We start from the raw sequence: 13,096 nt of genomic DNA, 5'->3' as shown, positions 1-13,096 counted from the left end.
CCTTCGTCAGGCAAACCACGTGACCTGGACGACCACGATCCGTTCGCCGCGGACATCGGTCAGGTAGGTGAGCATGACCCGGCCGCGACTCTCGGTTCGCGGGCCCGGACTGGGTCCGGTGTAGAAGCTCCGTCGAGAAACACCATGGAGCCGCTCGGCTTCGGCTACGGCCTCGGCTGGGAGACTGCTGAGCAGATCGTCGGGACTGACCTCCCAACGCCACTCAGCCACCGGCGACCACGCGATGAGCCGCCCTGACGATCTCACCGGCCGCGCGGATGGCGTCGTCACGAACCTGCGGATCGTCACTGTCCATGGCTCGCTCCGCCGCCTGCAGACGTCGTGCTGTGTCTGGATGGCGTTCGATCTCGACGGTCACGCCCCACTGGTAATAGAACATCCGGATCGGAAGGACCGTGTCCTCCTCGCCGGCCCGGACGAACGCTTGCGCATGTCCTCGAAGAACTCCGGCAGCCGCGACGGCGCCACAGCCGCCACAGCCTGGCGGAGCGCGGCCAGAGTCAACGACGGCCTCGCGACGATCGCACCGTCGTCGTCGACGTCACGTACGGTCATCGGAGCACTCCGTCCCTGCGGTCAGCGGACCACACAGCCTCAGGATAGCGATCGCGACCGACGGATCAGGTGTTCCGCGCTACGGGGGCGTGATCGGGTCAGAGCCCGACGTCGTGGTAGAGGGCGGCGACCTCGGCCTTGGTCAGGGTGCGGGTGTTGCCGGGCCGCAGCTCGCCCATCGCGACCGGGCCGATGTGGGTGCGGACCAGCCGCTTCACCGGATGCCCGACCGCCTCCAGCAGCCGCCGGACGATGTGCTTGCGGCCCTCGTGCAGTACCACCTCGACCATGACCCGGGTGCCGGCCCGCCCCACGACGCGGAAGGAGTCGACCCGGACGGGGCCGTCCTCGAGCTCGATGCCGGCCCGCAGCTCGCGGCCGAGCGCCGGCGCGACGGGGCCGGGCACCTCGGCGACGTAGGTCTTCAGCACCTCGTACGACGGGTGGGCGAGGCGGTGCGCCAGCTCGCCGTCGTTGGTGAGCAGGATCAGGCCCTCGGTGTCGGCGTCGAGCCGGCCGACGTGGAACAGCCGCTCGCGCCGGCCGCGGACATAGCCGCTGAGGTCGGGCCGGCCCTCCGGGTCGTCCATGGTGCTGACGACACCCGTCGGCTTGTTCAGCGCGAGGTACACCTGGCCGCTCTCGGCCGTCGTGATGCGCGACCCGTCGACCTTGATGACGGCGGTCGCGGGGTCGACCCGGGTGCCGAGCGTGCGCACCACCTGGCCGTCGACCTCGACGCGGCCGGCGGCGATCAGCGCCTCGCTGGCCCGGCGGCTGCCCACCCCGGCGGCCGCCAGCACCTTCTGCAGCCGCACCCCTTCGTCAGGCATTCTCGGTGTCACGTTCCTCGATGGAGTCGGCGTCGGGCAGGTACGGCGCCAGCGGCGGCAACTCGTCGATCGAGGCCATGCCGAGGCGCTCCAGGAAGTAGGACGTGGTGCGGTAGAGGATCGCGCCGGACTCCGGGTCGGCGCCGGCCTCCTCGACCAGCCCGCGGGCGGTCAGCGTGCGCATGACGCCGTCGCAGTTCACGCCGCGGACGGCAGACACCCGGGCCCGGCTGACCGGCTGCCGGTAGGCGACGACGGCCAGCGTCTCGAGCGCGGCCTGGGTCAGCTTGGCGTGCTGGCCGTCCAGCACGAACCGCTCGACGACGGGCGCGCAGGAGGCGTGTGTGTAGAACCGCCAGCCGCCGCCGATCTCGCGCAGCTCGAAGCCGCGGCCGGGCCGGGCGTACTCGTCGCGCAGGATCTCCAGCACGTCGGAGACCTCGCCGCGCGGGCGCTCCAGCACCTGGGCGAGCGTGACCACGTCGATCGGCTCGTCGACGACCAGCAGGATCGCCTCGACGGCCGCGCGCAGGCTCGGCTCGTCGATGTCACTCACCGGCCGCCTCCTCGTCGAACTCCGCGCCCACCGACATGTCCTCCTCGTCGTCGCCGGTCCACCGCACCGTCAGCTCGCCGAGCGCGACGACCTGCTCGAACGCGACCGCCTTCTCGCGGTACAGCTCCAGCAGCGACAGGAACCGGGCCACGACGTGCAGGGTCGTCGGGCAGTCGGCGGCCAGCGTGCGGAACGTCAGCACCCGCGACCGGCGCAGCCGCTCCACGACGATGACGGCCTCCTCGCGGACGCTGACCCGCGGCTGGTGCAGGTGCGCCAGGCCGACCAGCGGCGGTGGCTTCGGCGTCAGCACCTTGGCCGCCAGCATCGCCAGCTCCTCCGGGCCCAGCCCGACGACGACCTCCGGCAGCAGCGAGGAGTACCGCTCCTCCAGCCCGACGGCGCGCGGGAAGCGCAGCGCCTCGTCGGCGAACCGGGCCGCCAGCACGCCGGCGACTTCCTTGTACGCCTTGTACTGCAGCAGCCGGGCGAACAGCAGGTCGCGCGCCTCGAGTAGGGCGAGGTCGTCCTCGTCCTCGACCTCGCCGCTGGGCAGCAGCCGGGCCGCCTTGAGGTCCAGCAGCGTCGCGGCGACGACGAGGAACTCGCTGGTCTCGTCCAGGTCCCAGTCAGCCGTCTTGATGTAGGCGATGAACTCGTCGGTGACCTGCGACAACGCCACCTCGGTGACGTCGAGCTTGTGCTTGGCGATGAGCGTGAGCAGCAGGTCGAACGGGCCCTCGAAGTTGTCGAGGTGCACCTCGAAGGCCGAGCCCTCGTCCTGCTCGGGCTCCAGCAACAGCGTGGTCGCGTCGGTCACGGGCGAGCCGGCTCCCAGCGGGCCAGGACCTCGCGGGCCAGCTGACGGTAGGCCGAGGCGCCGCGCGACGACGGCGCGAAGCTGGTGATCGGCAGCCCGGCGACGGTGGTCTCGGGGAACCGGACGGTGCGGCCGATGACGGTGTGGAACACCTTGTCGCCGAACGCCTCGACCAGCCGGGACAGCACCTCGCGGCCGTGCACCGTGCGGGAGTCGTACATGGTGGCCAGCAGACCCTCGATCTCCAGCTCCGGGTTGAGCCGGTCGCGCACCTTCTCGATCGTCTCCTGCAGCAGCGCGACGCCGCGCAGCGCGAAGTACTCGCACTCCAGCGGCACGATGACGCCGTCGGCGGCGGTGAGCGCGTTGACCGTGAGCAGCCCCAGCGACGGCTGGCAGTCGACCAGCATGAGGTCGTAGTCCGCGGTCAGCGGCTTGAGAATGCGAGCCAGCGCCTGCTCGCGGCCGACCTCCGTGACCAGCTGGATCTCCGCCGCGGACAGGTCGATGTTGGCCGGCAGCAGGTCCATGCCCTCGATCGGCGTCTTCTGGACGATGTCGGCGGCGCGCAGCGACGGGTCCATCAGGACGTTGTAGATGGACAGCTCGAGGTCGTGCGCGTCCAGACCCAGGCCGACCGACAGCGCGCCCTGCGGGTCGAAGTCGACCAGCAGCACCCGGCGGCCGTAGTCGGCCAGCGCGGCGCCCAGGTTGATCGTGGTGGTGGTCTTCCCCACGCCGCCCTTCTGGTTGCACATGGCGACGATGCGCGCCGGGCCGTGGTGGTCCAGCCGCTTGGGCTTCGGGAAGTCGACCGGGGGACGGCGCGTGGGTCCGAGATCGAGCTCAGGCTCGGTGTCGAACGGCAGCACGCCCGCGGCGTCCGGCTTCGAGGGTGCCACGTCGTTCAGAGCTCCTCGATGGTCGTTTGAGTGGCCTTCTACGCTTCGTCCTGGGAGGGGAGCCTACCTCGCGCGGGCGGCGCGGACCCGCGGGCGCGCGGGTGGGCGGCCACATAGACCTCGCGGAGCTGGTCGACCGTCACCAGCGTGTACACCTGAGTGGTCGTGACCGAGGCGTGGCCGAGCAGCTCCTGCACCACCCGGACGTCGGCGCCGCCCTCCAGCAGGTGCGTCGCGAACGAGTGCCGCAGCGTGTGCGGCGTGACCGCGGTGCTCAGCCCGGCCCGCCCGGCCGCCGTGCGCAGCACCGTCCAGGCGCTCTGCCGGGACAGCCGGCCGCCGCGGGCGTTGAGGAACAGCGCAGGTGTGCCCCTACCCGTCCCGACCAGCGCCGGCCGGGCCCGGACCAGGTACGCGTCGACGGCCTCCCAGGCGTAGCTGCCCAGTGGGACGACGCGGTCCTTGCCGCCCTTGCCGCGCAGCAGCACCGTGCCGGACTCGCCGTCGAGGTCGTCCAGGTCCAGGCCGACGGCCTCGGAGATGCGTGCGCCGCAGCCGTACAGCACCTCCAGCAGCGCGCGGTCGCGCAGCACCCGCGGCCCCTCGCCGATCGACGCGGCCTCCAGCAGCCGCTCCACCTGGGCCAGCGGGATCGCCTTGGGCAACCGCCGCGGCGGGGTCGGCGGGCGGACGGCGCCGGCCGGGTCGCCGTCGGACAGACCCTCGCGGTGCAGGAACCGGTGCAGCCCGCGGACGGCGACGACGGTGCGCGCGGCCGAGCTGGCGCCCAGCGCGACCCTGCCTTCGTCGCCCTCGCGCAGGCTGCGCAGGAACGCCGTCACGTCCTCCTCCTCGACCTTCTCCGGCGAGTCGCGGCCGCGATCGCGCAGGAACTCGGTGTAGCGGCGCAGGTCGCGGCGGTAGGAGGCGAGGGTGTTGGCGGCCAGCCCGCGCTCGACGGCGAGGTGGTCCAGGTAGCCGCGGACGGCGCGTTCCAGCGCGGACTCGGCGGTGTCCATACGGCGGCGGCTCCTCGGGGGCGGAACGAGGCTAGTGCAGGGCCTTCTCCAAGGCGACGGACGGCAGGCCGTGCGCCTCGGCGACCGGCTCGTAGACGATAGCGCCGTCGTGCACGTTCACGCCCTTCGCCAGTGCCGCGTCGGCTCGCGCCGCGTCGCGCCAGCCGCGGTTGGCCAGCTCGACCGCGTACGGCAGCGTGACGTTCGTCAGCGCGTAGGTCGAGGTGTGCGGCACCGCGCCGGGCATGTTGGCGACACAGTAGAAGATCGACTCGTGCACCCGGAACGTCGGGTCGTCGTGCGTGGTCGGGCGGGAGCTCTCGAAGCAGCCGCCCTGGTCGATGGCGATGTCGACCAGCACGCTGCCGGGCCGCATCTTCGCCACGAGCTCGTCGGAGACCAGTTTCGGCGCCTTCGCGCCGGGCACCAGCACCGCGCCGATCACCAGGTCGGCGTCGACGACGGCGGTCTCGATCTCGAACAGGTTCGACGCGATCGTCTGCGCCGTGCCGCCGTACAACTCCTCGACGTCGCGCAGCCGGGCCACGTTCTTGTCCAGCACCCACACGTCGGCCTGCATGCCCATCGCGATGACGGCGGCGTTCATGCCGGCCATCCCGGCGCCGATCACGACCACCTTCGCCGACTTCACGCCCGGCACGCCGCCGAGCAGGATGCCGCGGCCGCCCTGCGCCCGCTCCAGCACGTGCGCGCCGACCTGCGTCGCCATCCGGCCGGCCACCTCGCTCATCGGCGCCAGCAGCGGCAGCTGCCCGCCGGCGGTCTCGACCGTCTCGTAGGCGATCGCGGTGATGCCGGAGTCGAGCAGCGCCTGGGTGCACTCCTGCGACGCGGCGAGGTGCAGGTAGGTGAACAGCACCTGGTCGCGCCGCATGCGGTGGTACTCCTCCGCGATCGGCTCCTTGACCTTCAGCACGAGGTCCGCGTCGGCCCAGACGGTGTCGGCGTCCGGCGCGATCCGGGCGCCGGCCCCGGCGTACTCGTCGTCGCGCACCGACGAGCCCAGCCCGGCGCCGGACTGGACCACGACGTCGTGCCCGTTGCGCACGAGCTCGTGGACGCCGGCCGGGGTGATCGCGACGCGGTACTCGTTGTTCTTGACCTCGGTTGGTATGCCGACCAGCACTGGGTTCCCACCTTCTCGGTCCTCCCGACGACGCTGTCGGGGACGCCGCCCCCGGTGGACGGCGGGGCGAGTCTAAATCGACTCGCGGGTCTCCGTCCCGGTCACGTCATGACAAGTGAACACCCCCACATTTTCGCTCCGTCCTAGGGAAAACGCGAGGATTTGCCGGCCCGGGCCTCACACAGCAGGACGGAGGCGCACACGGCGGCGTTCAGCAAGTCCCCGCTACCGAGCATGGTGATGCCGATGCGCTGGTAGCCCGCCGCGTAGAAGTCATCACGGACGCCGTACTTCTCCGACCCGATCACGATGGCGGTGCGCCCGGAGTAGTCGGCGTGGCGAGAGTCGATCGACTCGTCCAGGTGCGGAACGGTGATGCTCATCCCCTGAGAGGCGCGCAGCACCTTGGGATGCGACATCCGCGTCTTGCGGTGCGTCAGCACCAGACAGTCGGCTCCCACCGCGTCCATGGTCCGGAGCATGGTGCCCAGATTCCCGGGGATCTCGACGCCGTCGGTGACGAGGACCAGCGCGGACTCCGCGAGCGGGATCGCGTCGGGCGTCCACGGCGGCATCTCGGCCAGCACGACCAGGCCGTCGGCCCGTCCGCCGCGCTCGATCCCGCGTCGAGCACGTCGGACGCCTCCCAGACGCCGTCGGCGACCAGGAGTCCGAACCGGTTGGGCGCGGTGTTCCGCTGGATGTCGCGCACCAGCTTGACCGCACTGTGCCCAGCGCCGATCTGCCTGAACTCCATCGGGTCGTCCAGCCCCCTCGCCGCTCGGCGGGAGCCGATCGTACGGAGCGCCGCCCGGGAACTCACCTGGATTTCCAGCCGCCTGCGGTAGACCTCTGCCATGCGCTTCTACGCCGACCGCCCGCAGCGGCGGAGACGACAGGTCATCGCCGACGTGCTCGGCCCGCTGTGGTGCGCCGGGATGATCGCCGGCGGGCTGGCCATCCGGCACTCGATCCGGTCCCGGACCAGCCCGGCCACGTTCCTCGAGACCAGCGCTGGAGCCCTGGCGGACGCGCTGGCCGAGACCGCGGACTCCATCGCCCGCGTGCCGCTGGCCGGCGAGGCGCTGGCCGAGTCGCTGCGGCGGGCGGCCGACGCCGCGGGGCGGATGAGCGCATCCGGCGCCAGTACGGCAGCCTCGATCGAGCGGGCCGGCGACGTGATCGGGCTGGTGGTGATCGTGCTGGCGCTGGCCGCGGCGGCGTACGTCTGGGTGCGGCCGCGCGTGCTCTGGTACCGCGCGGCGTCCGACGCCCGCGCCGTCGCGGCCTTCCCGGACCGCGACGACCTGCTGTCGGCGCGGGCGCTGGCGACGGCGCGGCTGCCGCGGATCGGCGGCGGGCTGGTGGCCGGGTGGCGCTCGGGTGACAGTTCCGCCGTCCGGGCGCTGGCGCGGGCCGAGTTGGACCGGCTGGGGCTGGACTACCCGCCGGATCTGTCACCCGAGGGCCACGGCGCGTCGACGGGGCGCAGCGCGTCGTAGCCGGCGCCGTCGCGGGCGGCCATCGCGGCCAGCGCGCCGGCGCACAGCGTCGCGTTCTGCACCTCGCCGGCCAGGACGGCGGCGACGAGGTCGTCCAGCGGCACCCACTCGACACCGAGGTCGGCCTCCTCGGCGACGCCGTCGAACCGCTCGTCGTCGGGCAGCGCCTCGACGCCGCGGGCGAGGAACACCCGGATCGCCTCGTCGGTCATGCCGGGCGAGGTCAGCAGGTCGATCAGCACCCGCCAGTCCGCGGCCCGGACGTGCCCCTCCTCGTACAGCTCGCGGGCGGCCGACTCGTGCGGCGGCTCCCCCGCGACATCGCGCAGCCCGGCCGGCAGCTCCACCGGCCGCAGCCCGACGGGGTGCCGGTACTGCCGCACGACCAGCACCCGGCCGGCGTCGTCGACGGCCACGACGGCGACCGCGCCGGGGTGCACGACGACGTCGCGGACGAACTCGCTGCCGTCGACCGGCGAGCGGACCGTATCGCTGCGCACGGCGATCACGTGGCCCTCGAACCGTGTCCTCGTCTCGGTCACGGGCCAGCTCAGCGGCTCGTCGCGCGGCGCGCTCACCGGGGGTTCGGCGGGGTGGGATGTCATCGCGTCCCCTCCGCCAGTGCGTCCAGCGACCGCCAGGCCATGCGCACGATCGGCACCTCCGCGCCGTGGTCGTCCCAGATGTCCGTGCCCGCCTCCTCGCCGCCGGCGGCCACGTAGAACCGGCGGGCCGGCTCGTTGGCCTCGATCACCCACAGGTACATGCGGCTGCCGGGGGCGAGCTCGCGCAGCCGGGCCGCGGTGAGCGCGACCAGCCGGCGGCCGACGCCCTGCCGCTTGAGGTCGGGGCGGACGTGCAGGTTGTCCAGCAGCGTGCCCCACTCGGGGTCGTCGTCGAGGACGCAGTGCGCGAACCCGGCCAGCCCGGCGTCGTCGCGCGCGACCAGCGTCAGCGTGCCGGTGCGGTCGGCGAAGCGGCGGGCCCACGAGGCGGTCCGCTCCCCGAGGAGATCACCGTCGAGGACGTCGTCGGGCAGGATGCCGCGGTAGGCGGTCTGCCAGCTCACCGCGTGCAGTTCGGCGATCGCCGCCGCGTCGCCGTCCACCGCGAGCTCGTAGCGGATGCTCATCTCACTCCGTCCGCCGCAGGAGCGCCAGGTACATCGCGTCGGTGCCGTGCCGGTGCGGCCACAGCTGCACGTCCGGGCCGTCGCCGAGGTCGGGGACGCCGGGCAGGTACGGCCGCGCGTCGACCCGCTCCACATCGTCGCGGCCGGCCAGCACGTCGTCGACCAGCGTCGCCGTCTCGGCCGGATGCGGCGAGCAGGTGATGTAGCCGACCAGCCCGCCGGGCCGGACCGACCACAGCGCGGACCGCAGCAGGTCGCCCTGCAGCTGCCGCAGCCCGGCGACGTCGGACGGGCGGCGCCGCCAGCGCGCCTCGGGCCGGCGGCGCAGCGCGCCCAGGCCGGTGCACGGCGCGTCCAGCAGGACGCGGTCGAAGTCGGCCTCCGGCCAGCTCGGCTTCGTCGCGTCGGCGACCAGGATCTCGTGCTCGCCGGGGTCGCCGGCCAGCGCCTGCGCGACCAGCCGGGCCCGGTGCTGGTGCTGCTCGACGGCGAGCAGCCGGCCGCCGCGCTCGGTCAGCAGCCCGGCCAGCAGCGCCGCCTTGCCGCCGGGACCGGCGCACAGGTCCAGCCAGCGCTCGTCCGGCGGGTCGACCGGCGCCGTGGCCAGCGCGAGCGCGACCAGCTGGCTGCCCTCGTCCTGCACCCCGGCCCGGCCGTCGCGAACCGCGGCCAGCCGGCCCGGCGACCCGGACTCGACGACGGCGCCGTACGGCGACCACCGGGTCGGCGTCGCCCCGCCCTCGACCAGCTCGGCGACCGTGCCGCGTCCGGGCCGCGCGGCCAGCGTCACGCCGGCCGGCTCGTTGTCCGCGCGCAGCGCCGCCTCCAGCTCCGCGTCGTCGCCGCCCAGGGCGTCGCGGAAGGCGCGGACGATCCACTCCGGGTGGGCGTGCCGGAAGCCCAGGTATCCGACGGCGTCGTCCTCGCGCGACGGGGCCAGCCGCGCCGCCCAGCCGTCGAGGTCACGCTCGCCGACCCGGCGCAGCACTGCGTTGGCCATCCGCGCGGCGCCCTCGTTGACGTGCCGGCGGACCAGATCGACGCCGGTGGAGACGGCGGCGTGCGGCGGGACGCGCGTCGCCAGCAGCTGGTGCGCGCCGAGCCGGAGCGCGTCCAGCAGCGGCGGGTCGAGGCCGTCCAGCGGCCGGGTCACGCAGGCCCCGATCACCTCGTCGTAGGTGCCCTGGCCGCGCAGCGTGCCGTAGGCCAGCTCCGTCGCCAGGGCGGCGTCACGGCCGCTCAGCTCGTGCCGGCGCAGCGCCGCCGGCATGGCCAGGTTGGCGTAGGCGTCGTCGGCGGAGACCGCGCGGAGCACCTCGAAGGCGGCCTCGCGGGCCGGGTCGGTCCTGTCCCGCCTCACGCGCCGAGCCGCTCCCCCGGCTCCGGCCGGACGCCGCGGGCCCAGTCCGTCGCCGGCATGGCCTTCTTGCCCTGCGGCTGCACCTCGCCCAGGACGACGGCGTGGCTGCCGGTCCCGACCCGGACGCCGGACTTCTCGACGACGATCTCGCCGGGCGCCAGGCCGTCGCGGCCGCGTTCCAGCTGGACCGGGCGCAGCTTGAGCCGCTCGCCCCGGAACGTCGTCCAGGCGCCCGGCGCGGGGGTACAGCCGCGGACCACCCGGTCGACCCGCAGCGCCGGCGTCGTCCAGTCCACCCGCGCGTCGTCGACGGTCAGCTTCGGCGCCAGCGACACGCCGTCGGACGGCTGCGGCTGCGGGCGCAGCGACCCGTCCTCGATGCCGTCGAGCGTCCGCACCAGCAGCTCCGCGCCGGACAGCGACAGCCGGTGCAGCAGATCGCCGCTGGTGTCGGTGGGGTGGATGCTCTCGGTGACGGTGCCGAAGACCGGGCCGGTGTCCAGGCCCTCCTCCAGCTGGAACGTGGCCGCGCCGGTGAGGTCGTCGCCGGCCAGCACGGCGTGCTGCACCGGTGCGGCGCCGCGCCAGGCCGGCAGCAGGGAGAAGTGCAGGTTCACCCAGCCGTGCTTGGGCACCTCCAGCGCCGCGGGCGGGATCAGCCCGCCGTAGGCGACGATCGGGGCGCAGTCCGGCGCCAGCTCGCCCAGGCGCTCGAGGAACTCCGGGTCGCGTGGCTTCAGCGGCTTCAGGATCTCGACGCCGGCCTCGGCCGCGACCTCCGCCACCGGTGACGGCGTCAGCCGCCGGCCCCGCCCGGCCGGCGCGTCCGGCCGCGTCAGGACGGCGACCACCTCGTGCCGCGACTCGAGGACGGCCCGCAGCGAGGGGACGGCGACCTCGGGGGTTCCGGCGAACAGCACACGCATGACCGCCGAGCCTACCGGCCCCCAGCGCCGGGAACGCCGCGCAGGCGGCCCTCCGCCCCCGTCGCTCGGTGTGTCACCTGATCATCTCCAGGGGAACGATCAGGTGACGTAGACGACGCCGGAGCGCTCGGTCCGTCACCTGATCGTCTCCAGCATGCGGACGGAAAACGATCAGGTGACACAACGGCGGGCGAACCGTCGCGTTTCGTCACCTGATCGTCCGGACCGGCGGGTCGTCACTCGCCGACGTCGACGATGGCGGCGACCGGGCCGCCGCCGTCCGGGCCCTGGTGGGCGGCGGAGACCGAGACGAACGCGGCCGGGTCGCCGGTCACCGAGGCGGTGACGCCGCCGACGGCGGCCTTGATCTGGCGGTGCCAGTGCACGTCGGAGTCGTCCAGCATCGCGTTGCGGCGGCCGCGCACGACGCCGTCCTGGCTGACCTCGCACTTGAGGAACACGTTGACCAGCCGCCCGTCCAGATCCGACGGGTGCGGGCGCTCCGGCAGCGACAGCCCGGCGGACCGGATGGCCGACCAGATCCCGTCGGCGTCGATCGCGTCGCGCATGACCGAGTGCCCGATCCGGTACCGCCCGCCCACCCCGCGCACGTTGCCGACCACGACGACCTGAGCCTGGTCCAGCTCCACACCGGACGAGCACGACGCCACGGACGAGTACAGCGACCGGTCGTGCAGCACGGCGTCGTCGGCCGGCATGGCGATCTCGCCCAGCGCCACCGCGACGCCGAGTCCGGTGGCGCCGTTGGAGAGGTCCATCGACTCGTGCGTGTTCTCCGTCCACACGTCCCGGCCGCGCGCCTTCGCGTCGCGGATCGTGTGGATGGTCAGCAGCGGCGTCTTCGTCTGCACGTAGTGCACGTCGGCGGTGTCGGTGATGCCGGCCCGCTCCATGCCGACGCGGACCGCGGCGGCGACCTTCTCGATCATGCCGCGGCGGCCGATCTCCTCGGGCAGGATCGGCTCGCTCATCGCGAACCCGACGGACAGCCGCGGCTCGTCGGTCGGCTCGACGGAGCCGGCCGGGAGCGTCGCGAACACCGTCGCGTGCGGGCTGAGCACCCCGTCGGTGCCGCCGGACCAGACGATCGGGACCTGCTTGACCTCCTCCGGCGTGCGGGTGCCGCGATCAACGAGCACCTCACGGAAGGCCCGGTCGGCGATGATCCGCGTGTAGTCGTTGACCCCGCCGTTGCCCTCGGTCTTCCCGACGACGGCGATGACGCGGTCGGCCTCCATGACCCCGGCGTCGATCAGCTCGGCGAGCCCGGAGGCGTCGCTGACGTGCGTGATCGGCACCTTGCGGACCTCGATCGGCTCAGGCATGCCCGGCCACCTCTCGTGTGATGTCTGCCGGCAGCACGGTCGTGCCAGCGTGGTCGCGGACGGCGTCGGCGATCCGGGTGAGCGAGGTGATGACGGCGCGCCGGCCGCCCCGCTCGACGAACCGGCAGGCGGCCTCGACCTTCGGGCCCATGCTCCCGGACGCGAAGTGCCCCTCGGCGGCGTACCCGCGCAGGGTCGCGACGTCGACGGTGTCCAGCTGCCGGGCCTCCGGCGTGCCGTAGCCGAGCACCGCGCCGTCGACGTCGGTCGCGATGACCAGCGTCTCCGCGCCGAGCGCCCGGCCGAGCAGCGCCGCGCCCAGGTCCTTGTCGATGACCGCCTCCACGCCGCGGATCGACCCGTCGGCCGAGCGGACGACGGGGATGCCGCCGCCCCCGTTCGCGACGACGACGAACCCGGCGGCCAGCAGCGCGGCCGCGGCCGGCGCGTCCAGCACCTCCAGCGGCTCCGGGCTGGCGACGACCCGCCGCCAGCCGCGCTCGCCGCGGTCCTCCCAGGTCTCGCCGTGGTCGACCAGCACAGCCGCTTCGTCGCGCGGCAGGTACCGGCCGATCGGCTTGGTCGGCCGGGCGAACCCCGGGTCGCCGGCGTCGACGAGAGTCCGGGTGACGACGGCCGCGACCCGGCGGCGCACGCCACGCGCGGCCAGCGCGCGCTCCAGGGCGTTGACCACGATGAAGCCGATGGTCCCCTGGGTCTGCGCGCCGCACCAGTCCAGCGGCACCGGCGGCACGACGCTCGCCGCCAGCTCGTTCTTGACCAGCAGGTTCCCCACCTGCGGACCGTTGCCGTGGGTCAGCACGACGTCGTAGCCGGCGGCCACCAGGTCCGCGACCGGCTCCATCGCGACGGTGACCGCGGCGATCTGGTCGCCCGGCCGCGCCCGCCCGTCCGTCGTCGTCATGGCGTTGCCGCCCAACGCGATCAGCACCCGCACGCGCCGAGCCTACGGACCC

General features: G+C 73.7%; 15 protein-coding genes. 1 reads left to right on the top strand and 14 read right to left on the bottom strand.

The window, feature by feature from the left end; all coding sequences use genetic code 11:
* Positions 1-223 precede the first annotated feature (223 nt).
* The 8 genes from C1I92_RS33840 to C1I92_RS15835 all read right to left on the bottom strand — a co-directional run bounded on the left by C1I92_RS33840 (position 224) and on the right by C1I92_RS15835 (position 6,440).
* Positions 224-379, bottom strand: coding sequence for a hypothetical protein (locus C1I92_RS33840; RefSeq protein ID WP_233507025.1), 156 nt, complete (start codon positions 377-379; stop codon positions 224-226).
* 295 nt (positions 380-674) lie between these two features.
* Positions 675-1,409 (bottom strand): pseudouridine synthase, encoded by a 735-nt coding sequence (locus tag C1I92_RS15865; protein WP_111255625.1) that lies wholly within the window; start codon positions 1,407-1,409, stop codon positions 675-677.
* Complete coding sequence (gene scpB, locus C1I92_RS15860) at positions 1,402-1,965, bottom strand: SMC-Scp complex subunit ScpB (RefSeq protein WP_111255624.1); 564 nt, start codon at positions 1,963-1,965, stop codon at positions 1,402-1,404. The genes C1I92_RS15865 and scpB overlap by 8 nt, the downstream gene beginning before the upstream one ends.
* Entirely contained in the window at positions 1,958-2,785 is an 828-nt protein-coding gene (locus tag C1I92_RS15855) for a segregation and condensation protein A (RefSeq protein WP_199521277.1), read from the bottom strand. Before C1I92_RS15855 ends, scpB begins: the two co-directional genes overlap by 8 nt.
* A complete protein-coding gene (locus tag C1I92_RS15850; protein ID WP_325048150.1) occupies positions 2,782-3,687 on the bottom strand; it encodes a ParA family protein in 906 nt (301 codons plus the stop codon). The genes C1I92_RS15855 and C1I92_RS15850 overlap by 4 nt, the downstream gene beginning before the upstream one ends.
* A gap of 38 nt (positions 3,688-3,725) precedes the next feature.
* Entirely contained in the window at positions 3,726-4,706 is a 981-nt protein-coding gene (xerD, locus tag C1I92_RS15845; protein WP_111255623.1) for a site-specific tyrosine recombinase XerD, read from the bottom strand.
* Positions 4,707-4,737: 31 nt separating this feature from the next.
* Complete coding sequence (gene ald, locus C1I92_RS15840) at positions 4,738-5,853, bottom strand: alanine dehydrogenase (RefSeq protein ID WP_111255622.1); 1,116 nt, start codon at positions 5,851-5,853, stop codon at positions 4,738-4,740.
* A gap of 143 nt (positions 5,854-5,996) precedes the next feature.
* Entirely contained in the window at positions 5,997-6,440 is a 444-nt protein-coding gene (locus C1I92_RS15835; protein WP_111255621.1) for a TrmH family RNA methyltransferase, read from the bottom strand.
* 270 nt (positions 6,441-6,710) lie between these two features.
* Between C1I92_RS15835 and C1I92_RS15830 the strand changes: the two genes are divergently transcribed.
* The gene (locus C1I92_RS15830; protein WP_111255620.1) at positions 6,711-7,355 is read left to right on the top strand and encodes a hypothetical protein; all 645 of its coding nucleotides are present in this window, start codon (positions 6,711-6,713) and stop codon (positions 7,353-7,355) included.
* Here C1I92_RS15830 and C1I92_RS15825 read toward each other — a convergent pair.
* The 6 genes from C1I92_RS15825 to C1I92_RS15800 all read right to left on the bottom strand — a co-directional run bounded on the left by C1I92_RS15825 (position 7,295) and on the right by C1I92_RS15800 (position 13,077).
* Positions 7,295-7,960 carry an NUDIX domain-containing protein gene (locus tag C1I92_RS15825; RefSeq protein WP_111255619.1) on the bottom strand — a complete coding sequence of 222 codons (666 nt, stop codon included), beginning with the start codon at positions 7,958-7,960 and terminating at the stop codon, positions 7,295-7,297. The genes C1I92_RS15830 and C1I92_RS15825 overlap by 61 nt on opposite strands.
* On the bottom strand, positions 7,957-8,487 hold the full coding sequence (locus tag C1I92_RS15820) for a GNAT family N-acetyltransferase (protein WP_111255618.1): 531 nt from the start codon (positions 8,485-8,487) through the stop codon (positions 7,957-7,959). Before C1I92_RS15820 ends, C1I92_RS15825 begins: the two co-directional genes overlap by 4 nt.
* 1 nt (position 8,488) lies before the next feature.
* Positions 8,489-9,847 carry an RsmB/NOP family class I SAM-dependent RNA methyltransferase gene (locus tag C1I92_RS15815; protein WP_233507024.1) on the bottom strand — a complete coding sequence of 453 codons (1,359 nt, stop codon included), beginning with the start codon at positions 9,845-9,847 and terminating at the stop codon, positions 8,489-8,491.
* Positions 9,844-10,773 carry a methionyl-tRNA formyltransferase gene (gene fmt, locus C1I92_RS15810; protein ID WP_111255616.1) on the bottom strand — a complete coding sequence of 310 codons (930 nt, stop codon included), beginning with the start codon at positions 10,771-10,773 and terminating at the stop codon, positions 9,844-9,846. The genes C1I92_RS15815 and fmt overlap by 4 nt, the downstream gene beginning before the upstream one ends.
* 236 nt (positions 10,774-11,009) lie before the next feature.
* The gene (gene bar, locus C1I92_RS15805) at positions 11,010-12,119 is read right to left on the bottom strand and encodes a barbiturase (protein ID WP_111255615.1); all 1,110 of its coding nucleotides are present in this window, start codon (positions 12,117-12,119) and stop codon (positions 11,010-11,012) included.
* Positions 12,112-13,077 (bottom strand): carbamate kinase, encoded by a 966-nt coding sequence (locus tag C1I92_RS15800; RefSeq protein ID WP_111255614.1) that lies wholly within the window; start codon positions 13,075-13,077, stop codon positions 12,112-12,114. The genes bar and C1I92_RS15800 overlap by 8 nt, the downstream gene beginning before the upstream one ends.
* Between the last annotated feature and the right edge of the window lie 19 nt (positions 13,078-13,096).

It is taken from the genome of Jiangella anatolica (genome assembly GCF_003236295.1).
Classification (GTDB): Bacteria; Actinomycetota; Actinomycetes; order Jiangellales; family Jiangellaceae; genus Jiangella; species Jiangella anatolica.
The sequence above is the reverse complement of the archived record's forward strand: the minus strand, read 5'-3'. Positions and strand labels throughout refer to the sequence as shown.